We start from the raw sequence: 22,236 nt of genomic DNA on the forward strand, positions 1-22,236 counted from the left end.
ATTCAAGGACCTAATACCGCCGTCAGGTGGTCGGGAGTCATGTTGGAAAACTACTATCGCGAGCTGGTGTGTTTCCTCAACGCCAAGCTGGGCAACCGCCAGGTGGCCGAAGATGTGGTGCATGACGCTTATGTGCGGGTGCTGGAACGCGCCAGTGACACCCCCATCGACCAGCCCCGCGCCTTTTTGTACCGTACCGCGCTGAACCTGGTGATCGACGGCCATCGACGCAACGCCTTGCGTCAGGTCGAGCCGCTGGAGGTGCTGGACGCCGAAGAGCGCTTCGCCAACGCTTCGCCCCACGCCACCCACGATCACACTCAGCGCCTGCAGATGCTCGAACGCGCCTTGGCCGAGTTGCCGGCGGTCTGCCGCGACAGCTTCCTGCTGCGCAAGCTCGACGGCCTGTCCCACGCGCAGATTGCCGAGCGCCTGGGGATTTCCCGCAGCCTGGTGGAAAAACACATCGTCAATGCGATGAAGCACTGTCGGGTGCGGATGCGCGAGTGGGACGCACCCTGAGCGTCGAGTGGTTAAATTTTAATTCATTGTCCTCGTTTCCTATCAACACATGACCTGTTGTGCAGGTCGTGAAGGTATTCCCGCCCCACCGCCAAGGGGCTTATCCAGAGGACACTGGAATGACACAGGCAATTGCTTCGCCCGCGGTTCACGACTTGATCGGTATCGGTTTCGGCCCTTCGAACCTGGCGCTGGCCATCGCCCTGCAGGAGCGCGAAAAGACCCAGGGCAAACTGGACGTGCTGTTTCTCGACAAGCAGGCCGACTACCGTTGGCACGGCAATACCCTGGTGACCCAGAGCGAACTGCAGATTTCGTTCCTCAAGGACTTGGTGACCCTGCGCAACCCCACCAGCCCGTATTCCTTCGTCAACTACCTGAAAGCCCACAACCGTCTGGTCGATTTCATCAACCTCGGCACGTTCTATCCGTGCCGCATGGAGTTCAACGACTACCTGCGCTGGGTCGCCGGGCAATTCCAGGCCCAGAGCCGCTACGGCGAGGAAGTGCTGGCCATCGAACCGATCCTGCATCAGCAGCAGGTTGAAGCACTGCGCGTGATTTCCCGCGATGCGTTGGGTGAACAGCATGTCCGCACCACCCGTTCGGTGGTGGTCAGCGCTGGCGGCACGCCGCGCGTGCCCGACGTGTTCAAGGCGTTCAGGGATGACCCCCGCGTGTTCCACCATTCCCAGTACCTGGCGCGCATGGCCCAGCAGCCTTGCGTGCAGGGCAAGGCGATGCGTATTGCGGTGATCGGCGGCGGCCAGAGCGCGGCCGAAGCGTTCATCGATTTGAACGACGGCTTCCCGGCGGTACAAGTCGATATGATCCTCCGCGGCTCGGCGCTGAAACCGGCGGATGACAGCCCGTTCGTCAACGAAGTGTTTTCGCCGGCCTTTACCGACCTGGTGTTCCAGCAGGTCGGCGCCGAGCGTGAGCGGCTGATCGCCGAGTACCAGAACACCAACTATTCGGTGGTCGACCTGGAGTTGATCGAGCGCATCTATGGCATCTTCTATCGCCAGAAAGTCTCCGGCACCGCGCGCCAGGCCTTCCGCACCATGACCGTGGTCGAGAACGTCAGCGCCGGTCCGTTGGGCATCGAGTTGACCCTGCGCAATAACGCCAGTGGCGAAACCAGCGTCAGCCATTACGACGCGGTGATCCTGGCCACCGGCTACGAGCGCCAGATGCACCGCGAGTTGCTGGCGCCGCTGCAGGCCTATATGAGCGATTTCGAAGTCAGCCGCGACTACCGCATCGTGACGGATGAGCGGTGCAAGGCCGGCATCTACATCCAGGGCTTCAGCCAGGCCAGCCATGGGTTGAGCGATACCTTGCTGTCGGTGCTGCCGATCCGGGCGGATGAGATTGCCGCATCGTTGTACGCGCATGATCGCCACCGTGGGCAGGGGCGTTCGGTGCAGGATTTGCTGCTTGCTACGGCGAGCTGATGAACGCTTGTAGCGACTTTTGGAGGCGGGGTAGAAAATGTGGGAGGGGGCTTGCCCCCGATGGCGGTGTGTCAGTCAACTAATTTGTAGCTGGCAGATTGCAATCGGGGGCAAGCCCCCTCCCACACTCTTGACCGCATTCGGCTTCCAGGATGTGGTCGGCTATAAGGCCGCGCCCAAGAACAGAATGAGCCCTATCTGATCCACGGAGATCCAAATGGGGGAGGGGCTTGCCCCCGATGGCGGTGTATCAGTCAACTAATTTGTAGCTGACAGATTGCAATCGGGGGCAAGCCCCTCCCACAATCTCGACCGCGTTCGGCTTCCAGGATGTGGTCGGCTATAAGGCCGCGCCCAAGAGTAGAATGAGCCCTATCTGATCCACGGAGATCCAAATGTGGGAGGGGCTTGCCCCCGATGGCGGTGTATCAGTCAACTAATTGGTAGCTGGCAGATTGCAATCGGGGGCAAGCCCCCTCCCACACTCTTGACCGCGTTCGGCTTCCAGGATGTGGTCGGCTATAAGGCCGCGCCCAAGAGCAGAATGAGCCCTATCTGATCCACGGAGATCCAAATGTGGGAGGGGGCTTGCCCCCGATGGCGGTGTATCAGTCAACTAATTTGTAGCTGACAGATTGCAATCGGGGGCAAGCCCCCTCCCACACTCTTGACCGCGTTCGGCTTCCAGGATGTGGTCGGCTATAAGGCCGCGCCCAAGAGCAGAATGAGCCCTATCTGATCCACGGAGATCCAAATGGGGGAGGGGGCTTGCCCCCGATGGCGGTGTATCAGTCAACTAATTGGTAGCTGGCAGATTGCAATCGGGGGCGAGCCCCCTCCCACACTCTTGACCGCGTTCGGCTTCCAGGATGTGGTCGGCTAATAAGGCCGCGCCCAAGAGCAGAATGAGCCCTATCTGATCCACGGAGATCCAAATGTGGGAGGGGGCTTGCCCCCGATGGCGGTGTATCAGTCAACTAATTTGTAGCTGACAGATTGCAATCGGGGGCAAGCCCCCTCCCACACTCTTGACCGCGTTCGGCTTCCAGGATGTGGTCGGCTATAAGGCCGCGCCCAAGAGCAGAATGAGCCCTATCTGATCCACATTTGATCTTTGGTGTCTGGGGATCAGGCCAGTTCGGTGGCGGTGTTTTTGACTACCGCGAGTTCGGGGTGGGCCACCAATTTGTCGATGTGCAACTCATCGTTGTTCAACCAGGTCTCCGTCAGCACCCGGTAATGTTCCATATCCCGGCAACGCATGCGCAGGCTGTAGTCGAACGGCCCGCTGATCAACTGGCATTCGAACACCTGCGGGCAGGATTTGACGCAGGCTTCGAAGGCCTTTTGCGCCGAGCGCCCGCTCTGGTTGGACAAGGCCACCAGCACCAGCAGCGACAGCCCCGGTGAGACCATCTGCACGTCGATGATCGCCTCATCGATGCGATCCAGCGCAGGGGAGGAATGGGGTCCGTTGGCCTTGGTATCCATGGGGTTCACTTCAAGCGGTTGGAAAGAAATTGCTGCAAGCGTTCGCTGTTGGGATGGTCGAGAATTTCGGCACCGCCTTGTTCTTCGACGCGGCCCTGGTGCAAAAACAGCACTTGGCTGGACACCTGGCGGGCAAAGCCCATTTCGTGGGTGACCATCAACATGGTACGACCTTCCTCAGCCAACGTCTGTATGACTTTGAGGACTTCTCCTACAAGCTCAGGGTCCAAGGCGGAGGTCGGTTCGTCGAACAGAATGATTTCCGGTTCCATCGCCAAGGCGCGGGCGATGGCGACGCGCTGCTGCTGGCCGCCGGACAGAAACGCCGGGTATTGATCCGCCACCCGGCCCGGCAAGCCGACCTTGTCCAGGTACAGCCGCGCACGTCGTTCCGCCTCGGCCGCACTCACGCCCAACACCCGACGCGGGGCCATGGTGATGTTTTCCAGCACGGTCATGTGGCTCCACAGGTTGAAATGCTGGAACACCATGGCCAGGCGTGTGCGCAGGTTCTGCAGTTGCGCCTGGTGCGGTGCGCGGGTGCCGGCGCGGCCCTGGCGCATTTCGATGCTGATGCCGTCCAGGGTGATGACCCCGGCGTCCGGCTGTTCGAGAAAGTTGATGCAGCGCAGCATCGTGCTTTTGCCCGAGCCGCTGGCGCCGATCAGGCTGATCACATCGCCGTTGCGTGCGTTGAGGGAAACGCCCTTGAGCACTTCATGTTCGCCGTAGCGTTTGTGGATGCCTTCGACTTGCAGTTTGACCGTCGCCGTCGCCGCCTTGGCGATAGGGGCTGCGGGTGTCTCGACGGGATAAGTGGCCAGGGCCTGCGCGGACTGATTCATGGGTTAGCCTCGGGTAGGAACAAGAAAACGCATCCAGCGACGTTCGGCCAGTCGAAACAGGCCCACCAGTGCAAAGGACAGCAGCATGTAGAGCAGCGCGGCGATACCGAAGGCCTGGAACGTCAGGAACGTCTCGGCATTCGCATCGCGGGCCACCTTGAGGATGTCGGCGACGGTGGCGGTAAACGCCAGCGACGTGGCGTGCAGCATCAGGATCATTTCATTGCTGTAGGCCGGCAACGCACGGCGCAGCGCGGCGGGCACCACCACAAACAGGTTCAGTCGCCAGCCGTGCAGGCCATAGGCGCGTACCGCTTCGATTTCGCCATGGGGAATGTTGCGGATCGCCCCGGCGAAGATTTCCACGGTGTAGGCACAGGTGTTGAGGACGAACGCCAGCAGCGTGCAGTTCAACGCGTTGCGGAAGAACTGGTTGAGCAGGGGTGTCCGGATTGAAGGCAAAGCGCGCCGGGCGAATCATCAAGACGGTGTTGGTGGTTTGCATGGGGGCACGAATCCATGGGTTGAGCAGTGGAGCTATTTTGTGCGGGCTGACGGAGGAATCCCGGCTGAAACCGAGGCGGCGCTCAGCCGGGAAAGCTGAAAAGTGGGGTGTGGCAGCCGAATCGGCTGTGCGGGCTGGAATGCGATCAAGCGGTGGCGGATAGGTTGGCTGACGGAGCGCTATCGCAGGCAAGCCAGCTCCCACATTAGTATGGGGGTGGTTGTGGTATCCGAGTCAGGAAGGAGAGTGCATGTCTATCGCCGTTCGTATTGCCCAGGCCGCCGATGCAGATGGGATCAGCCGGGTCATCCTCGCCGCCTTGCACAGCAGCAATGCGCGTGACTATCCGGCGGATGTGATCGCCCGGGTGGCGGGCAACTTCACACCCGATGCGGTGCTCGAACTGCTCCGGCGTCGGTCGGTGCTGGTGGCGGTTCAGGACGAGGTGATCGTCGCCACCGCTTCCCTTGACGGTAATGTGGTGCGCTCGGTGTTCGTCAACCCGGCGCTGCAAGGGCAGGGCATCGGTCGGCTGCTGATGATCGAAATCGAATTGCGCGCCCGCGAGGCCGGGGTGACGGTGTTGAACGTGCCGTCTTCGCTGAGCGCCGAGTCGTTCTATACCAAACTGGGCTTTCACACCGTGCGCGACGTCTACCATGGCAACGAGCGCACGTTGGTGATGGAGAAAGCGCTGTCGTCGCGTCACCCTATCGGCGTCTACCGCGACCGTCTGCACCGGGCGCAGGTGGTTACGTTGTGGCAGGACGCTTTTGGTTATGACACCGCGCACAACCTGCCGACCCTGGCGATCGATAAGAAGCTGGCGGTCAATGACGGGCTGTTCTTCGTGGCGACGGATAAGAACGTCGTGATCGGTACTGTTCTGGCGGGGTACGACGGGCATCGTGGTTGGTTGTATTCGGTGGCGGTGCGCGCCGACTATCGCCGGCAAGGGCTGGGTGCGTCGCTGGTGCGGCACGCGGAGCAGGCCTTGAGCGCCTTGGGGTGTATGAAGATCAACCTGCAGATCACCGGCGGCAATGACACGGTGGTGGGGTTCTACGAGGCGTTGGGGTACGGGGTGGAGCCGAGGATCAGCATGGGCAAGAAGATGGTGGAAAATATCCCGACTCAATCCTGAGAATGATCGCAGATCAAATGTGGGAGGGGGCTTGCCCCGATGACGGTGGGTCAGTCGATACCTCCAGTGACTGACACTCCGCTATCGGGGGCAAGCCCCCTCCTACAGGGTATTGCGGTGTGGCGGGGTTAGACCTTGACGATCCAGCCTTCTGGCGCTTCGATGTCGCCGGATTGCACGCCGGTCAGCTCTTTATAGAGCTTCTGGGTGATCGGGCCGACTTCGGTCTCGCTGTAGAACACGTGCAGTTTGCCCTGGTACTCGATACCGCCGATCGGCGAGATCACGGCAGCCGTCCCGCAGGCACCGGCTTCCTGGAAGATATCCAGTTGGTCGATGAACACTTCGCCTTCGACCACTTCCAGGCCCAGGCGGGTCTTGGCCAGTTCGATCAGCGACATGCGGGTGATGCCTGGCAGCACCGAAGGCGACTTCGGCGTGATGAACTTGTTGTCTCGGGTGATCCCGAAGAAGTTGGCCGAACCGACTTCCTCGATCTTCGAGTGCGTGGCCGGGTCCAGGTAGATGCTGTCGGCGAAGCCGGCTTTTTTCGCTTCGGAACCTGGCAGCAGGCTGGCGGCGTAGTTGCCACCGACCTTGGCGGCGCCGGTGCCGTGTGGCGCGGCGCGGTCGTAGCCGGAGATCTGGAAGTTGTGCGGCACCAGGCCGCCCTTGAAGTAGGCGCCGACCGGGATCGCGAACACCGAGAAGATGAACTCCGGCGCGGTACGCACGCCGATGTTGTCACCGGTGCCGATCACGAACGGGCGCAGGTACAGCGCGCCGCCGCTGCCATACGGCGGGATGAACCGCTCGTTGGCACGAACCACTTGCTTGCAGGCGTCGATGAAGGCTTCGGTCGGCACTTGCGGCATCAACAGGCGACCGCAACTGCGCTGCATGCGCGCGGCGTTCTGGTCCGGGCGGAACAGGTTGATCGAGCCGTCCTTGCAGCGATAGGCCTTGAGGCCTTCAAAGCACTGTTGGCCGTAGTGCAGGGCGGTGGAGCCCTCGCTGATGTGCAGCACGTTGTCTTCGGTCAGGGTGCCCGCTTGCCACTCGCCGTTTTTCCAGGTTTGGATAAACCGCTTGTCGGTCTTGACGTAGTCAAAACCCAGCTTGTCCCAATTGATGCTTTCGTTACCCATGACACCCTCTATCTCTGGTCAAGTCGGTTTTTTTCTGAATGAGCGCAACAATACTGCATTCTTGCTTCATGTGGGAGCGGGCTTTTGTGGGAGGGGGCTTGCCCTCGATGAGGGCGCGCCAGTCGGCACATGCGTTGACTGGCCCACCGCTATCGGGGGCAAGCCCCCTCCCACAAAAGCCCGCTTCCACGGGGGGTTGCGTTTTTTACAGGTGGAGGGGGTGGCCCAGCGCTCGCAGGGCGGCTTCCTGGACGGCTTCGCCTAGGGTCGGGTGGGCGTGGATGGTGCCGGCCACGTCTTCCAGGCGTGCGCCCATTTCCAGGCTCAGCCCAAAGGCGGTGGACAGCTCGGACACGCCGACGCCAACCGCCTGCCAGCCGACAATCAGATGATTGTCACGCCGCGCCACCACCCGCACGAAGCCGCTTTTCGACTCCAGGGTCATGGCCCGGCCATTGGCCGCGAACGGGAAGCTCGACACGATGCAGTCCAGCCCCGCCGCCTTGGCCTCGTCGGGCGACTTGCCGACCACCACCAACTCCGGGTCGGTAAAGCACACGGCCGGGATCGCCGCCGGGTTGAATTCGCGGTGTTGACCGCTGATCAGTTCGGCGACCATTTCGCCCTGGGCCATGGCCCGGTGCGCGAGCATCGGCTCGCCGCTGAGGTCGCCGATGGCCCACACATTGCGCATGCTGGTCTGGCAGCGGTGGTCGATCCTGACCGCCGCGCCGTGCATCTCCAGGTCCAGCGCTTCGAGGTTCCAGCCCCGGGTGTTGGGGGTGCGACCGACGGCGACCAGCACCTGATCGGTCTCCAGCGACACGGTGTCGCCCTTCGGGTCGCGCACTTGCAGGCGGTTGTGCTCAAAGCCGGTGACGCTGTGCTTGAGGTACAGCTTCACACCCAATTGCTTGAGCGACTCGGCCACCGGCTGGGTCAGCTCGGCGTCGTAGGCCGGCAGGATACGCTCCTGCGCTTCGACCACGCTGACTTCGGCGCCCAGCTTGCGGTAGGCAATCCCCAGTTCCAGGCCGATATAACCGCCACCCACCACAATCAGGCGCTTGGGCACGCGGGTCGGCGCCAGCGCTTCGGTGGACGAGATGATCGGCCCGCCGATCGGCAGCATCGGCAGGTTGACGCTTTTCGAGCCGGTGGCCAGCAGCAGGTGTTCGCACTGGATACGCTGGCCGTCGACGTCGACGGTCTTGCCGTCCACCACCTTGGCCCACCCGTGGATGACCTGCACCTTGTGTTTCTTCAGCAGCGCGGCAACCCCGCTGGTCAGGCGGTCGACGATGGCGTCTTTCCAAGCCACGCTTTTGCGGATGTCCAGGGTCGGCACATCCACTTCGATGCCCAGTTGAGAGCCCTGGCTGTGGTGTACGGTCTGCTGGAACTGTTCGGCCACGTGGATCAAGGCCTTGGACGGGATGCAGCCGATATTCAGGCAGGTGCCGCCCAGCGCCTGGCCTTCCACGAGGATGGTCGGGATGCCCAACTGGCCGGCGCGGATCGCCGCCACATAACCGCCAGGGCCGCCGCCGATGATCAGCAGGGTGGTGTGCAATGTCTGAGTCATGCCCTTACTCCAGGAACAGGCTGGCGGGTTGTTCGAGCAGGCCGCGAATGGCCTGGATGAATTGCGCCGCGTCCATGCCGTCGACCACGCGGTGATCGAACGAGCTGGAGAGGTTCATCATCTTGCGGATCACGATCTGGCCCTTGATCACCATCGGCCGCTCGACGATGCGGTTGACGCCGACGATGGCCACTTCCGGCAGGTTCAGCACCGGCGTGCTGACGATGCCGCCCAAGGCGCCGAGGCTGGTCAGGGTGATGGTCGACCCCGACAGTTCGTCGCGGTTGGCCTTGCCAGTGCGCGCGGCGTTGGCCAAACGCGCGATTTCCTCGGCATTGCCCCACAGGCTGCGTGCTTCGGCGTGGCGCACCACCGGCACCATCAGGCCCACATCGCTCTGGGTGGCGACGCCCACATGCACCGCGCCGAGGCGGGTGATGACCTGGGCTTCGTCGTCGTAACGCGCATTGATCTGTGGGAAATCGCGCAACGCCACGACCATGGCGCGCACGATGAACGGTAGCAGCGTCAGCTTGCCGCGTGTCGCGCCGTGTTTTTCATTGAGGTGTACGCGCAGTTCGTCGAGGGCGGTGACGTCGATCTCTTCCACATAGCTGAAATGCGCGGCGCGCCGGGTGGCGTCCTGCATGCGCTGGGCGATTTTGCGGCGCATGCCGATCACCGGGATCTGTTCTTCGTCGTTGCGTTCGGCGTAGGGGTTGGCTGCCGTAGTTTTTTTCGCCGGACTCTGGAGCAAGTAAGCGTCCAAATCTTCGTGCAGAATCCGGCCCGCCGGACCGGACCCCTGCACCAGGCGCAGGGGAATGCCTGCATCCAGCGCATGCTTGCGCACGGCGGGGGAGGCCAGCGGACGCTCGTTGGCATCGCGGGCCACGGGGGCCTGGGGCGCGACGGACGGTTTGAGCGCCAGTGTGCTTTCTACCGCCGGGGCCGGCTTGCTTTGCGCCACCGGCGCAGGCGCCGCCTTGGCCGGTTCAGCCGCCATCGGCACGTCTTTGGTATTGCCCGCGCCTTCCACTTCGATGCTGATCAGCACACTGCCCACGGCCATGACTTCACCCGGCTCGCCGCCGAGGGCAAGTACCTTGCCGTGGACCGGCGAGGGAATGTCCACCATCGCCTTGTCGGTCATCACATCCGCCAGCACCTGGTCTTCGACGACCAGGTCGCCGACCTTCACATGCCAGGCCGAAAGTTCAACTTCTGCGATGCCTTCGCCAATGTCCGGCATCTTGATAACGTGCGTGCCCATTCAGACCTCCATGACCCGTTTCAACGCCGCGCCCACCCGGGACGGCCCTGGGAAATACGCCCATTCCTGCGCGTGCGGGTAGGGGGTGTCCCAACCGGTGACGCGTTCGATCGGCGCTTCCAGGTGGTGGAAGCAATGTTCCTGCACCAGCGCCACCAGCTCGGCGCCAAAGCCGCAGGTGCGGGTGGCTTCATGCACCACCACGCAACGTCCGGTCTTTTTCACCGAGTTGACGATGGTTTCCAGGTCCAGCGGCCACAGGCTGCGCAGGTCGATGACCTCGGCGTCGATACCGGTTTCTTCGGCGGCGACTTGCGACACATACACGGTGGTGCCGTAGGTCAGCACGGTGACGGCCGAACCCGGACGCACGATCGCGGCCACGTCCAGCGGCACGCTGTAGTAACCGTCCGGCACTTGCGCCTGCGGGTGTTTCGACCACGGCGTTACCGGGCGGTCGTGGTGGCCGTCGAACGGGCCGTTGTACAGGCGCTTGGGCTCGAGGAAGATCACCGGGTCGTCGTTTTCGATCGAGGCGATCAACAGGCCCTTGGCGTCATAGGGGTTGGACGGCATCACCGTGCGCAGGCCGCAGACCTGGGTGAACACCGCTTCGATGCTCTGGCTGTGGGTCTGGCCGCCGTAGATGCCGCCGCCGCAGGGCATGCGCAGGGTCAACGGCGCGGTGAACTGGCCGGCCGAGCGATAACGCAGGCGCGCCGCTTCGGAGATGATCTGGTCGCTGGCTGGGTAGACGTAGTCGGCGAACTGGATTTCCGCCACCGGGCGCAGGCCGTAGGCGCCCATGCCCACCGCCACGCCGACGATGCCGCTTTCGGAGATCGGCGCGTCAAACACCCGCGAACTGCCGTACTTGTTCTGCAAGCCTTCGGTGCAACGGAATACGCCGCCGAAATAGCCGACGTCCTGGCCGAACACCACCACGTTGTCGTCACGCTCAAGCATCACGTCCATGGCCGAGCGCAGGGCCTGGATCATGGTCATGGTGGTGGTGGTCATGGCGGTTTCCAATTCGATGCTGTTGTTGTGATCGTTCATGTCAGACCCCCAACTCTTGACGCTGGCGCTTCAAGTGCTCCGGCATCTCTTTGTAGACGTCTTCGAACATGGTCGCGGCGCTTGGAATCTGGCCGCCGGCGAGGGTGCCGTACTGTTCGGCTGCTTTCTGCGCCTTGACCACTTCGGCCTCCAGTTCGGCACTGACCGTCGCGTGTTCCTCTTCGGACCACTGGCCGATCTTGATCAGGTGCTGCTTGAGGCGCGCAATCGGGTCGCCCAGGGGGAAGTGGCTCCAGTCGTCGGCGGGGCGGTATTTGGACGGATCATCCGACGTGGAGTGCGGGCCGGCGCGGTAGGTGACCCATTCGATCAGGGTCGGGCCGAGGTTGCGGCGCGCGCGTTCGGCGGCCCAGGCGGAAGCGGCGTACACCGCGATGAAGTCGTTGCCGTCCACGCGCAGGGAGGCGATGCCGCACCCGACGCCGCGTCCGGCGAAGGTGGTGGCTTCACCGCCGGCGATGGCCTGGAAGGTGGAGATGGCCCACTGGTTGTTGACCACGTTGAGAATCACCGGCGCGCGATAAACGTGGGCGAAGGTGAGGGCGGTGTGGAAGTCCGATTCGGCAGTGGCGCCGTCGCCGATCCAGGCTGAGGCGATCTTGGTATCGCCCTTGATCGCCGAGGCCATGCCCCAGCCCACGGCTTGTACGAATTGGGTGGCAAGGTTGCCGGAAATGGTGAAGAAGCCGGCGTCTTTCACCGAATACATGATCGGCAGTTGCCGGCCCTTGAGCGGGTCGTGCTCGTTGGACAGCAGTTGGCAGATCAGGTCCACCAGCGGCACGTCGCGGGCCATCAGGATGCTTTGCTGGCGGTAGGTGGGGAAGCACATGTCGTCGATGTTCAGGGCCAGGGCCTGGGCGCTGCCGATGGCTTCTTCGCCGAGGCTCTGCATGTAGAACGACATTTTTTTCTGACGCTGGGCGACCACCATGCGGTTGTCGAAGATGCGCGTCTTGAGCATGGCGCGCATGCCCCGGCGCAGGATCTCGACAGGCACGTCTTCAGCCCACGGACCGAGGGCCTGGCCCTGGTCGTCGAGCACGCGGATCAGGCCCTTGGCCAAATCGGCGGTGTCGGCGGGTTCTACGTCGATGCTGGGTTTGCGCACCAGGCCGGCGTCGGTCAGACGCAGGTAGGTAAAGTCAGTCTTGCAGCCTGGACGGCCCGAGGGTTCGGGAACGTGCAGGCGCAGTGGTGCATACGGCTGGTTCATGGCTTTCTACGCTCGATCTTGTGAATTTCTTGTAGTGGGCGCGCTAGCTGACCGTCATCCTCCGGGTAGGAGAAATCTTGTCCTACAACAATCATAGGCGGGGCGTAGAAGAATATTTATCTGTGTTTCGTTGCGCTCTGGCTCATTTGCGGATAAAAAAACTGCATAAACATAATAAACAGGTGATTTTGTCTCATGCGCAAACTGGACCGTACCGATATCGGCATTCTCAACGCCCTGCAGGAGAATGCGCGCATCACCAACGCCGACCTCGCCCGCTCGGTCAACCTGTCGCCCACGCCGTGTTTCAATCGGGTCAAGGCGATGGAGGAACTGGGCCTGATTCGCGACCAGGTAACCTTGCTCGATGCCGACCTGCTGGGGCTGCACGTCAACGTGTTTATCCATGTCAGCCTGGAAAAGCAGAACGAACTGGCCTTGCAGCAATTTGAAGGGGCGATTTCCGACCGGCCCGAGGTGATGGAGTGCTACTTGATGGCCGGCGACCCGGACTACTTGATCCGTGTGTTGGTGCCGACGATCCAGTCGCTGGAGCGTTTCATGATGGACTTTCTGACCAAAGTGCCAGGTGTTGCCAATATCCGCTCCAGCTTCGCTCTTAAACAAGTGCGCTATAAGACCGCGTTGCCACTGCCGCCGGATGGATTGATGGTCTGAGACAAGGTTCGCGGCGCAACGCAACGCAACTCATGCATTGCTCTTTATTGGCGCGCGCGCTTTTTAGTATTGACACCTGTCAATGTATGTTTTATCTGAGCGCTCTATTGTATCGGCTACGTTCCCCATTCAAGTGGCCGGACAAGTCATGGAGAATCAGCCGCCAAGGTGCCGTGTACCCTACGACTTTAATTTAACTTCGCATTCTAAATATTGCCGCCTGGGCCGATTGACTTCCAACGCGCTTTGGGCTTCAGGCTGGATGAGTTTTGTTGTTTAGCTAAGTAATTAAAAAGAACGGGTTTTTTTTCTTGAATCATAAAAATTTCCTTGATCGCTCACGAATTTTTCACGCGTTATTAAACAAATTAGTAGCTATAAGCCACCTAACTAACAATTCCACGTAAAAGGTGAATCGAGATGTCTATGAGATCCCTGAAATTGAATCTACGTACCACCCTTTGTTTCGGAGTGGTTTGCATTCTGTTGTTAATACAAGGGGGCATGACGCTGGTAAAAGTCGATTCCGTCTATTCTTCAACCATCGAGATTGAAAGCAACTGGCTGCCCAGTATTCGTCTGGCCGGAAGAATCGATTCAGCCCTGTTTAAGTTGCGTCTGGAGTTGCGCCGTTTTGCCATGGACAGTGCCCGGCAGGATCAAAGTTCACGGGATAGCCTTCAAAGTGTCCGATCGGAGTTGATGAAGATCGCCCAGAGCTACGCTCCCATGGTGTCGAGCCCCGAGGAGCAGGCCAAATATGACGAAATCATGAGCAGTATTGGCACTTACAACCAGAAGGTCGACGAGTTTCTGACACTCTCTACCACAGGCTCCTCCGCGCAGATCGCCGCTTATCTGAGCGACGTGCAAACCCCCGTCGCCCTCAAGGCGCAGGACTTGATCAACGACCTGATCACCCTGAACGAGCGCGGCTCCAATGAGGCGGTGCGGATCGCCTCCAGCGAATACAACGCGACTCGTCTGTTTACCTGGGTGCTGATGGGCGCTTCAGTGCTGTTGACCGTGGTCGTCGCGAGCCTGTTTACCCGCAGTATCATTACCCCTGTGCGTGAGTTGCTGATGTCGACCTCCAAGATCGCCGACGGTGATCTGCGCGTGGCCATCGCCGTCAACGGCAAGGATGAGCTGACGGAGCTGCAACAATCGACTGCCGCGATGCAGATGAACCTCAAAACCACTTTGCAGCACATCTCCGAAGCCTCCGGGCAGTTGGCCTCGGCTGCCGAAGAGATGAGTTCGATTACCCGTGAGTCCAGCGCCGGTATCGAGCGCCAGAGCATGGAAACCGACCAGGCCGCCACGGCGGTCAATGAGATGACCGCGGCGGTGGAAGAAGTCGCGCGCAATGCCGTCTCGGCCTCCCAGTCGACCCAGGACTCCCAACGCTCGGCCCAAATCGGCCAGGAGCGTGTGACCCAGACCATCGCCTCGATTGAAAAACTCAGCGCCACCGTGCAGCAGACCGGTATGGAAGTCGAAGGCCTGGCCAAGCAGGCCCAGGACATCGCACGGGTGGTGGAAGTGATCCGCTCGATTGCCGAACAGACCAACCTGCTGGCGCTGAACGCCGCCATCGAAGCGGCGCGGGCTGGCGAGCAAGGCCGAGGGTTCGCGGTGGTGGCCGATGAAGTGCGGGCGCTGGCCCACCGGACCCAGACCTCGACCCAGGAAATCGAGCAGATGATCGCGAAGATCCAGGTCTGTTCCAACGAGGCGGTGTCGTCGATGACCATGAACCGCAGCGAAGCGGTGGACTCGCTGAAAATCGCCCACGAAGCAGGCCAGGCCATCACCCAGATCACCGAAGCGATTGCCGACATCAACGACCGGAACCAGTTGATCGCGACGGCCTCCGAAGAACAGGCGCATGTGGCGCGCTCCGTCGACCAGAACCTGATCAGCATTCGCGACCTGTCGATCCAGAGTTCGTCGGCCGCCGGGCAAACGTCGATTGCCAGCCACGAACTGTCGAAGTTGGCGATGGATCTCAAGCAGATTGTGGCTCAGTTCTCCATCGCGTGAACCCGCGACGCAGGTGGCCGGTTGAGCGCGTTCAGAGCTGATTGAGCGGGATCTTCAGGTACACCACTCCATTCTCTTCGGGCGGCGGCAGATTTCCCGCCCGCACATTCACCTGGATCGCCGGCAGCAGCAGTGTCGGCATCCCCAGCCCGGCATCGCGCTGGGTCCGCATCTGCACAAACGCCGCTTCATCCACCCCGTCATGCACATGGATATTGCCCGCGCGCTGCTCGGCCACGGTGGTCTGGCACCGGGCCTCACGACCTTGTGGCGGGTAGTCGTGGCATACGTACAGTCGCGTCTGCGGCGGGAAGGCCAGGAGCTTGCGCATCGACGCATACAGCTGGTGTGCATCGCCACCGGGGAAGTCGCAGCGGGCGGTGCCGACGTCGGGCATGAACAGGGTGTCGCCGACCAGGATCAGTTGATCGTCGATCAGGTAGGCCATGTCCGCCGGGGTGTGGCCGGGCACGTGCAAGGCCTGGGCCTTCAAGTTGCCGATAGGGAAGATTTCATCCGGGGCGAACAGGTGGTCGAACTGCGAACCGTCGACGCGAAATTCCGGCTCCAGGTTGAACAGGTGCTTGAACACGTGCTGCACCTTGCTGATGGCCTGGCCAATGGCGATCTTGCCGCCCAACGTCCGGCGCAGGTAAGGCGCGGCGGACAGATGGTCGGCATGGGCGTGGGTTTCCAGCAGCCATTGCACCTGCAAGCGATGTTCGCGCACGTAGGCAATCACCTTGTCGGCCTGGCGTGTGTCGGTGCGCCCGGAGGCCGGGTCGTAATTGAGCACCGAGTCGACGATGGCGCAGGGGCCATCGTCGGCCTCATGCACCACATAGGTGTAGGTCGACGATGCCTCGTCCAGAAAAGCCTGAATCAACGCGGGCATGGGCGGCGGTCCTTGGTGGCGGGCTGCGGGTTACATTCGCGATGTGTCCCACATGGACTTGGCAGATTAAGGGAAAAAAACGCTGCGAGGCAAAGGGTCGACCTGTAACAGGACATGATACGGTCTTTCGGCATGTTGTTCAGGGTCGGTCTTACACCCTAAGTGCCGCGTCTGTGAACGGGCCGGTCTTACACCGAATTTGCCGAGCCCCCACTGCCCGTCCAAAGCACCCTGAAATTGGCGCCAAGGCAGCGTAGGCCGTGGCCTGGCAGCTTTCGATAATCGCCTCCGACATCATGTCCCCGTTGCGGAGCGCACCATGCATAACAATAAGAAACTCCCCCTGCGTCTGTTGCCTGTGTTTCTCGTCGGCCTGGGCCTGAGCCCGTTCGCCAGCGCTGAAATCATGCTGTACGACAAAGACGAAACCACCTTCTCCACCGATGGCTACATCAACGCCTTCTACGTCAACAGCAACGTAGACCGCGCCGGTGACCAATACGACCGCCGCCAGGCCCGGGTGAAGATGGGCTTTTTGCCCAACTACCTGGGCTTCAACATGACCAAGCAGGCCGACGACCTCAAGCTCGGCGCCCGTGCCTCGTTCTGGGTGACCATCAACGACAGCCAGACCAACGGCACCGACACTGCCATCGATGTGCGCCAGTTCTACGGCACCGTAGCCAACCCGGAGTGGGGCGAAGTGCTGATCGGCAAGGACTTCGGCCTGTTCGCCCGCTCCAACATCCTGCTCGACGAATTGCTCGCGGGCTACGGCCAGGTCAGCGACAGCCTCGGCCTGGTCGACGGCGGCGGGGTTTCGTTCGGCAATATCGGCAGCGGCTATCCATACCCGTTCCCGACCTCGCAGATCACCTACCGCACCCCGGTGATGGACGGCCTGCGTGTTGCCGTCGGCATCCTCGACCCGGTCGATACCAACGACAGCAGCCCCCAAGGCAAGGCCTACCAGAAAAACCCGCGTACCGAGAGCGAGATCACCTACCAGTTCGACCTGGGCGGGGCGAAGATCTACAGCTGGCTCAACGGCAGCTACCAGACCTCGGACAACACCGATTCCAACGTCGACAGCGTCACCTCCAAAGGCGTGGGCTACGGCGTGCAGGCGAAAATGGGCGGCCTGTCCCTGACCGGCTCGGGCTTCCAGGCCAAGGGCATCAACCCGTTCTTCACCAACAATGCCGGCGAAGCGACCCTGCGCAATGTCGACAGCAACGGCTACCTGCTGCAGGGTTCCTACAAATTGGGCAAGAACCGCCTGGCGCTGTCGTATGGCAAGACCAAGGACGACGGCAACGGCGTGGTGGGCAGCGGCGCCGACTATGACACCCGTGGCATTGCGCTGTTTCACGACGTGAACGACAACCTGAAGCTGGTCGCCGAATACAACCAGTTCCAGATCAAGGGGCATGACACCAGCGCCCAAAATGAAGACACCGACACCTTCGCCGTCGGTGCCGTACTCACCTGGTAAAACCTGACTGCCCTGGTCTTTAAGTGGTACGCGGTCAAAATGTGGGAGGGGGCTTGCCCCCGATAGCGGTGGTTCAGTTGGCTCATTTGTAGCTGATCCACCGCCATCGGGAGCAAGCTCCCTCCCACATTTGATTACCTGCATCCTGAGCGTCTCATCCCATCGCATCCCCCCACCCAGTACCCAAGTAGCATAGGTTCCGCCCCCCCAGCCTTCGTACACTCATGCCTCAGAGCGGAGAGTCGACGATGCACAACCATGAAGGCGTAGTCAGTGCCATGTCTCTGGCCACCGATGCCGGGCAGGCCGCCGAAGAATTGGCCGAGCAACTGCTGCATCCGTACCTGGGCTTCGTGCTGTTTTTCTGCTCGGCTTCCTACGACCTGCAGGCGCTCGGCCAAGCCCTGCAACGTTGTTTCGGCAATGTGCGCCTCGTCGGTTGCACCAGCGCCGGCGAGATCACACCCCAAGGCTACGGGCGCAATTGCGTGACGGCGATGGGCTTTAACCACGCGCATTTTTCGATTGCCACCGAACTGATCGACCAGGTGGAACACTTCAGCCTGATCGACGCCCAGCACATGGTCGAACGCCTGGTGGGCGGCTGTCGCAGCAACACCCTGGCGCCGATCAAGGGCAACACCTTCGCCCTGACCTTGCTCGACGGCCTGTCCAGCCGTGAAGAAATGGTGCTCGCGGCCCTCAGCGCGGCGCTCGGCGATATCCCGCATTTCGGCGGCTCGGCCGGCGACGACAATTACCTCACGCACACCCATGTGTATTTCAACGGCGCGTTCCACAGCGGCGCGGCCGTGGTGGTGCTGGTCAATACCTGGCTGGACTTCGAGGTGTTCACCACCCACCACATTCTGCCGCGTGCGGAAAAACTCGTGGTGACCGGCGCCGACAGCCCGTCGCGGCGAGTGTTCGAGCTCAACGCCGAGCCCGCCGCCGAGGAGTACGCGCGACACATCGGCGTGGCCGTGGCCGACCTCGACCACCGCATCTTCGCCGCGCACCCGCTGGCGGTACGTATCCACGACCAGTACTACGTCAGGGCGATCCAGCAGGTGCATGACGACCTGAGCCTGAGTTTCTACTGCGCCGTGGAAAACGGCATCGTCCTCACGGTGATGACACCCGGGCCGATCCTGCCGAACCTGGTAACCCTGTTCGACGGCCTGCAATCGCGCCTCGGCGAGCTGCTGCTGACCATTGGCTGCGACTGCTTCCTGCGCCGCCTGGAGCTGGAAGACAGCGGCACCCTGGAGCAGATCGGCGGCTTCCTGCGCGACCAGCGGGTGATGGGGTTCAACACCTACGGAGAACAGTTCAATGGCATGCATATCAACCAGACCTTCACCGGCGTCGCCATTGCCCGAGGGCGAGCCCCAGGATCGCAATGAACTGTTGGCCGAGCTGGCGCGGCTGCGCCTGGACAACTACAAGCTGACGCGGATCAACGCGGCGCTGATCGAGCGCATCGAGTCCGGGGTGACCCAGGGCAACGACCCCTACACCACGTTCCAGCACTCGGTGGTGCTCGCCGAACAAGTGCGCGAGCGCACCGACGCACTGAACCAGGCAATGGCCGAACTGCGCGCCAGCAACCACTTGCTGATCAACGCCCGCCTGCGCGCCGAAACCCTGCGCCGCGAACAGGCCGCGGCGCAAAAGGCGCAGGAGAGCGAGCGCTGGATTCGCCTGATCACCGACCATGTGCCGGCGCTGATCGGCTACCTGAATGCCGACCTGGTGTATGAGTTCACCAACAAGGTCTATGAAGAATGGTACTGCTGGCCGCGGGGCATGATGCTCGGCCAGAGCCTGCGCGAAGTCCACAGCGAACAACACTGTCAGCGCCTGGATGCCTACGTCTCGCGGGCGCTGGCGGGGGAGAGCGTGACCTTCGAATTCGCCGAAACCAACATCAACAACCAGGAGCGCTACATGCTGCGCTCCTACGTGCCCAACCGCCTGGCCAGTGGCGAAGTGGTGGGGATCTTTGTGCTGATCCGCGACATCACCGAGCGCCGGCGCACCGCCGAAGCCTTGCACCAGGCCTATCAGAACCTGGAGCTGCGCGTCGCCCAGCGCACCTCGGAACTGACTTCGCTGAACGACCAGTTGCTGCGCGAAATCGACGAGCGCCGCCGCGTGGAATCGCGCCTGCGCGAAGCCAAGCTCGAAGCCGAGCAGGCCAACCTGTCGAAAACCAAATTCCTCGCCGCCGTCAGCCACGACCTGTTGCAACCGCTGAACGCCGCGCGGCTGTTCACCGGCGCCTTGCTCGAACGCCGTGAACCCCAGGCCAATGAAACCCTGGTGCGCAACGTGAGCAACTCGCTGGAAGACGTGGAAAACCTGTTGGGCACCCTGGTTGATATTTCCAAGCTGGATGCTGGGGTGATCAAAGCCGATATCGCCCCGTTCGCCCTCAGCGAGCTGCTCGACAACCTCGCCGTCGAATTCACCCAACTGGCGCGCAGCGAAGGCCTGGAGTTGCACTTCGTCGGCTGCTCGGCGCTGGTGCGCAGCGATATCCAGCTGCTGGCGCGGATTCTGCGCAACCTGCTGAGCAATGCGATTCGCTACACCTACTCGGGACGCGTGGTGCTGGGCTGCCGCCGCCAGCACCAGCGCTTGTCGATCCAGGTCTGGGACAGCGGCATGGGCATTGCCGAAGATCGCCTGGAGGAAATTTTCCAGGAGTTCAAGCGCGGCGATGTGCAGCGGCGCGACCAGGATCGCGGGTTGGGCCTGGGCCTGGCCATCGTGGAAAAAATCGCCGGTATCCTCGGCCATCGCATCACCGTCAAGTCGTGGCCGGGCAAGGGCTCGATGTTCGCGGTGGACGTGCCCTTGAGCGCCACCGCGCCCAAATCGCTGCCGCAGCCGTCCATGAGCGAACCGATGCTGGAGCGCCTGCAAGGCGCGCGGGTGTGGGTGCTGGATAACGACGCAGCGATCTGCGCGGGAATGCGGACCTTGCTGGAAGGGTGGGGCTGCCGGGTGGTCACCGCGTTATCGGAACAAGACCTGGCGCGGCAGGTGGACAACTACCACGCCGAGGCCGACCTGCTGATCGCCGATTACCACCTGGACGATGAGCAGAACGGCGTCGACGCCGTGGCACGCATCAACGCCCGGCGCGCCAGCCCGATCCCGGCCATGATGATCACCGCCAATTACAGCAACGAACTGAAGCTGCAGATCCGCGAACTGGGGCACACCTTAATGCACAAGCCGGTGCGGCCGATGAAGCTCAAGACCGCGATGAGCCACCTCTTAGGCAAATGACCACCGAACGCTCCTCAAATAGCGATCAAACAGAGATCCAGAGATCAAATGGAGATCCAGAGATCATATGGAGATCCAATGTGGGAGGGGGCTTGCCCCCGATAGCTGACTGTCAGTCACTGCACCTATAACTGATCCACCGCTATCGGGGGCAAGCCCCCTCCCACACAAGCCCCACACAAACCCCACACAAGCCCCATCCCACAAGGCTTCTATGTTGTTTCCGAAAGATCAGCGACGCAGATAAGAACCAAAATCAATATCCCCTGCGCTCAAAATCGCCTGCACCCGATTATGCACATTCAACTTGCGCAAAATCGCCGACACATGGGCCTTCACCGTGGTCTCGGCGATCTCCAAGGTGTAGGCAATCTGCTTGTTCGACTCGCCCTTGGTCATCCGCTCCAGCACCAGCAACTGCTTGCGGGTCAACGCCTGCAGCAGTTCCGGAGCGAAGCCCGGGTTTTCGTTCAGGCGCCGGTGGGTGCCGGGTTTCTGGGTGCGGATGATGTCAGGCGGCAGGTACACATTGCCGTTGAGAATCTGCTGGATCGCCTCGGTCATTTGCTGGCGCGGCGACGACTTGGTGATAAAACCGACGGCGCCATAGGTGATGGCCTGCAGCACGATTTGCTTGTCTTGCTCGGCGGACACGATCACCACCGGGATGGTCGGCGATTCGTTGCGCAGGTTGATCAGGCCATTGAGACCGTGCATGCCGGGCATGTTCAGGTCGAGCAGGATCAGATCGAGGTCGTCGTGTTCCTGGGTCAGCGCCAGGGCGCTGTCCAGGTCGGCGGTCTCCATCACTTCGCTGCCGGGGAAACCATCGCTGATGACGTTATGAATCGCTTCGCGAAACAGTGGGTGATCATCGGCAATCAGGATTTTGTACATGGCCGTTCACCTTTCTTATTGTGGTTATTCAAATGGCTCGGGTTGCGCCACCGACACCGGCAGCTTCGCCGCTTCCCAGGCATCCAGGCCATCGCGATACCAATACACAGAGGTATAGCCCAGGTTGGCGGCACGTTTTACCGCGTTCCAACTCAGCCAGCAATCGGAGCGGCAATAGAAGACCAATGGTCGTGCCAGGTTGCCGCCACTGTAGGTGTACAGGTGGCGCACGAAATAGCTTTGCCACTCCGGCGTAAGGTCGCCGTCGCCGGTGTTGGCCAGCCAACGGCTGCCGGGCAGGTTGGCGTGGGGCTGGTCTTCGATGAAGCGGCCTTGCAGCCACTGGCGGCGATACGTATCGATCAGCACCGGGGCTGGGGTTTGGGTCAGCAGGGCTTGCAGGGCAGGGGTGTCGATGATCGTCGCACCCTGCACATGATCGGGCGTGGGGCTGCGATACAGGCTGATGCGATAGCCGTCGGCGGAAAACAATGGCGTATCGGCCTGTACGTTGGCGGCAAACAGGCACAGCAGCGCCAACAAGGGCAGTCGGGCAGGCAGCATGGCAGGGCGATCCTTATCGTTATGCGCCCATTACACGTGAGTCCCGAGCCCTTGGGAATGCGACGATAGACAGGAAAACCAGTACTAAAGTAGTA

The 22,236-nt window shown here is 61.6% G+C and carries 18 protein-coding genes and 1 pseudogene; 8 read left to right on the plus strand and 11 right to left on the minus strand.

Going from position 1 to position 22,236, the window contains the following annotated elements; genetic code table 11:
* Positions 1-39 precede the first annotated feature (39 nt).
* A complete protein-coding gene (locus C5F70_RS04940; protein WP_017847509.1) occupies positions 40-522 on the plus strand; it encodes a sigma-70 family RNA polymerase sigma factor in 483 nt (160 codons plus the stop codon).
* A gap of 119 nt (positions 523-641) precedes the next feature.
* Positions 642-1,979 (plus strand): lysine N(6)-hydroxylase/L-ornithine N(5)-oxygenase family protein, encoded by a 1,338-nt coding sequence (locus tag C5F70_RS04945; RefSeq protein ID WP_046382797.1) that lies wholly within the window; start codon positions 642-644, stop codon positions 1,977-1,979.
* A 1,128-nt stretch (positions 1,980-3,107) separates the two neighbouring features.
* On the opposite strand, the gene C5F70_RS04950 is transcribed toward C5F70_RS04945, so the two are convergent.
* The 3 genes and pseudogenes from C5F70_RS04950 to C5F70_RS04960 form a co-directional block, all read right to left on the minus strand.
* Entirely contained in the window at positions 3,108-3,470 is a 363-nt protein-coding gene (locus C5F70_RS04950) for an Lrp/AsnC ligand binding domain-containing protein (protein WP_104902824.1), read from the minus strand.
* Positions 3,471-3,475: 5 nt separating this feature from the next.
* Positions 3,476-4,315: an ABC transporter ATP-binding protein gene (locus C5F70_RS04955; RefSeq protein WP_218276640.1), complete on the minus strand. Its 840-nt coding sequence runs from the start codon at positions 4,313-4,315 to the stop codon at positions 3,476-3,478.
* 3 nt (positions 4,316-4,318) lie between these two features.
* Positions 4,319-4,780: pseudogene (locus C5F70_RS04960) on the minus strand (ABC transporter permease subunit); the annotation flags it as partial.
* Positions 4,781-5,070: 290 nt separating this feature from the next.
* Here C5F70_RS04960 and C5F70_RS04965 point away from each other — a divergent pair.
* Positions 5,071-5,964, plus strand: a complete 894-nt coding sequence (locus C5F70_RS04965) for a GNAT family acetyltransferase (protein ID WP_017847504.1) — start codon at positions 5,071-5,073, stop codon at positions 5,962-5,964.
* 128 nt (positions 5,965-6,092) lie between these two features.
* Here C5F70_RS04965 and C5F70_RS04970 read toward each other — a convergent pair whose 3' ends face one another.
* The 5 genes from C5F70_RS04970 to C5F70_RS04990 all read right to left on the minus strand — a co-directional run bounded on the left by C5F70_RS04970 (position 6,093) and on the right by C5F70_RS04990 (position 12,266).
* Positions 6,093-7,112, minus strand: coding sequence for a branched-chain amino acid aminotransferase (locus C5F70_RS04970; protein ID WP_104902825.1), 1,020 nt, complete (start codon positions 7,110-7,112; stop codon positions 6,093-6,095).
* A 205-nt stretch (positions 7,113-7,317) separates the two neighbouring features.
* Complete coding sequence (lpdA, locus tag C5F70_RS04975) at positions 7,318-8,697, minus strand: dihydrolipoyl dehydrogenase (protein ID WP_104902826.1); 1,380 nt, start codon at positions 8,695-8,697, stop codon at positions 7,318-7,320.
* A 4-nt stretch (positions 8,698-8,701) separates the two neighbouring features.
* On the minus strand, positions 8,702-9,970 hold the full coding sequence (locus C5F70_RS04980; RefSeq protein WP_104902827.1) for a dihydrolipoamide acetyltransferase family protein: 1,269 nt from the start codon (positions 9,968-9,970) through the stop codon (positions 8,702-8,704).
* Positions 9,971-11,029, minus strand: coding sequence for an alpha-ketoacid dehydrogenase subunit beta (locus C5F70_RS04985; RefSeq protein ID WP_017847500.1), 1,059 nt, complete (start codon positions 11,027-11,029; stop codon positions 9,971-9,973).
* Position 11,030: 1 nt separating this feature from the next.
* The gene (locus C5F70_RS04990; protein WP_057005599.1) at positions 11,031-12,266 is read right to left on the minus strand and encodes a 3-methyl-2-oxobutanoate dehydrogenase (2-methylpropanoyl-transferring) subunit alpha; all 1,236 of its coding nucleotides are present in this window, start codon (positions 12,264-12,266) and stop codon (positions 11,031-11,033) included.
* Positions 12,267-12,461: 195 nt separating this feature from the next.
* Here C5F70_RS04990 and C5F70_RS04995 point away from each other — a divergent pair, with 195 nt between their 5' ends.
* Positions 12,462-12,944, plus strand: a complete 483-nt coding sequence (locus tag C5F70_RS04995; RefSeq protein WP_017847498.1) for an Lrp/AsnC family transcriptional regulator — start codon at positions 12,462-12,464, stop codon at positions 12,942-12,944.
* A gap of 426 nt (positions 12,945-13,370) precedes the next feature.
* Positions 13,371-14,990 carry a methyl-accepting chemotaxis protein gene (locus C5F70_RS05000; RefSeq protein WP_371920061.1) on the plus strand — a complete coding sequence of 540 codons (1,620 nt, stop codon included), beginning with the start codon at positions 13,371-13,373 and terminating at the stop codon, positions 14,988-14,990.
* Positions 14,991-15,021: 31 nt separating this feature from the next.
* On the opposite strand, the gene C5F70_RS05005 is transcribed toward C5F70_RS05000, so the two are convergent.
* Positions 15,022-15,885 (minus strand): MBL fold metallo-hydrolase, encoded by an 864-nt coding sequence (locus C5F70_RS05005; protein ID WP_046382806.1) that lies wholly within the window; start codon positions 15,883-15,885, stop codon positions 15,022-15,024.
* A 319-nt stretch (positions 15,886-16,204) separates the two neighbouring features.
* Between C5F70_RS05005 and C5F70_RS05010 the strand changes: the two genes are divergently transcribed.
* The 3 genes from C5F70_RS05010 to C5F70_RS05020 all read left to right on the plus strand — a co-directional run bounded on the left by C5F70_RS05010 (position 16,205) and on the right by C5F70_RS05020 (position 20,680).
* Positions 16,205-17,380 carry a porin gene (locus C5F70_RS05010; protein WP_017847495.1) on the plus strand — a complete coding sequence of 392 codons (1,176 nt, stop codon included), beginning with the start codon at positions 16,205-16,207 and terminating at the stop codon, positions 17,378-17,380.
* 248 nt (positions 17,381-17,628) lie between these two features.
* The gene (gene nosP, locus C5F70_RS05015; RefSeq protein ID WP_102618595.1) at positions 17,629-18,786 is read left to right on the plus strand and encodes a nitric oxide-sensing protein NosP; all 1,158 of its coding nucleotides are present in this window, start codon (positions 17,629-17,631) and stop codon (positions 18,784-18,786) included.
* Positions 18,716-20,680, plus strand: a complete 1,965-nt coding sequence (locus tag C5F70_RS05020; protein ID WP_079444258.1) for a PAS domain-containing hybrid sensor histidine kinase/response regulator — start codon at positions 18,716-18,718, stop codon at positions 20,678-20,680. The genes nosP and C5F70_RS05020 overlap by 71 nt, the downstream gene beginning before the upstream one ends.
* A gap of 231 nt (positions 20,681-20,911) precedes the next feature.
* On the opposite strand, the gene C5F70_RS05025 is transcribed toward C5F70_RS05020, so the two are convergent.
* Both C5F70_RS05025 and C5F70_RS05030 read right to left on the minus strand, forming a co-directional pair.
* A complete protein-coding gene (locus tag C5F70_RS05025) occupies positions 20,912-21,577 on the minus strand; it encodes a response regulator transcription factor (protein WP_017847492.1) in 666 nt (221 codons plus the stop codon).
* 24 nt (positions 21,578-21,601) lie between these two features.
* Positions 21,602-22,141, minus strand: coding sequence for a PQQ-dependent catabolism-associated CXXCW motif protein (locus tag C5F70_RS05030; RefSeq protein WP_017847491.1), 540 nt, complete (start codon positions 22,139-22,141; stop codon positions 21,602-21,604).
* Positions 22,142-22,236 lie beyond the last annotated feature (95 nt).

It is taken from the genome of Pseudomonas sp. LH1G9, assembly GCF_002949975.1.
Classification (GTDB): Bacteria; Pseudomonadota; Gammaproteobacteria; order Pseudomonadales; family Pseudomonadaceae; genus Aquipseudomonas; species Aquipseudomonas veronii.

Bases quoted from the DNA above. Each gene is read 5' to 3' on its own strand.
- C5F70_RS04940 (WP_017847509.1), top strand. From the start codon at position 40: ATGTTGGAAAACTACTATCGCGAGCTGGTGTGTTTCCTCAACGCCAAG.
- C5F70_RS04945 (WP_046382797.1), top strand. From the start codon at position 642: ATGACACAGGCAATTGCTTCGCCCGCGGTTCACGACTTGATCGGTATC.
- C5F70_RS04950 (WP_104902824.1), bottom strand. From the start codon at position 3,470: ATGGATACCAAGGCCAACGGACCCCATTCCTCCCCTGCGCTGGATCGC.
- C5F70_RS04955 (WP_218276640.1), bottom strand. From the start codon at position 4,315: ATGAATCAGTCCGCGCAGGCCCTGGCCACTTATCCCGTCGAGACACCC.
- C5F70_RS04965 (WP_017847504.1), top strand. From the start codon at position 5,071: ATGTCTATCGCCGTTCGTATTGCCCAGGCCGCCGATGCAGATGGGATC.
- C5F70_RS04970 (WP_104902825.1), bottom strand. From the start codon at position 7,112: ATGGGTAACGAAAGCATCAATTGGGACAAGCTGGGTTTTGACTACGTC.
- lpdA (WP_104902826.1), bottom strand. From the start codon at position 8,697: ATGACTCAGACATTGCACACCACCCTGCTGATCATCGGCGGCGGCCCT.
- C5F70_RS04980 (WP_104902827.1), bottom strand. From the start codon at position 9,970: ATGGGCACGCACGTTATCAAGATGCCGGACATTGGCGAAGGCATCGCA.
- C5F70_RS04985 (WP_017847500.1), bottom strand. From the start codon at position 11,029: ATGAACGATCACAACAACAGCATCGAATTGGAAACCGCCATGACCACC.
- C5F70_RS04990 (WP_057005599.1), bottom strand. From the start codon at position 12,266: ATGAACCAGCCGTATGCACCACTGCGCCTGCACGTTCCCGAACCCTCG.
- C5F70_RS04995 (WP_017847498.1), top strand. From the start codon at position 12,462: ATGCGCAAACTGGACCGTACCGATATCGGCATTCTCAACGCCCTGCAG.
- C5F70_RS05000 (WP_371920061.1), top strand. From the start codon at position 13,371: ATGAGATCCCTGAAATTGAATCTACGTACCACCCTTTGTTTCGGAGTG.
- C5F70_RS05005 (WP_046382806.1), bottom strand. From the start codon at position 15,885: ATGCCCGCGTTGATTCAGGCTTTTCTGGACGAGGCATCGTCGACCTAC.
- C5F70_RS05010 (WP_017847495.1), top strand. From the start codon at position 16,205: ATGCATAACAATAAGAAACTCCCCCTGCGTCTGTTGCCTGTGTTTCTC.
- nosP (WP_102618595.1), top strand. From the start codon at position 17,629: ATGCACAACCATGAAGGCGTAGTCAGTGCCATGTCTCTGGCCACCGAT.
- C5F70_RS05020 (WP_079444258.1), top strand. From the start codon at position 18,716: ATGGCATGCATATCAACCAGACCTTCACCGGCGTCGCCATTGCCCGAG.
- C5F70_RS05025 (WP_017847492.1), bottom strand. From the start codon at position 21,577: ATGTACAAAATCCTGATTGCCGATGATCACCCACTGTTTCGCGAAGCG.
- C5F70_RS05030 (WP_017847491.1), bottom strand. From the start codon at position 22,141: ATGCTGCCTGCCCGACTGCCCTTGTTGGCGCTGCTGTGCCTGTTTGCC.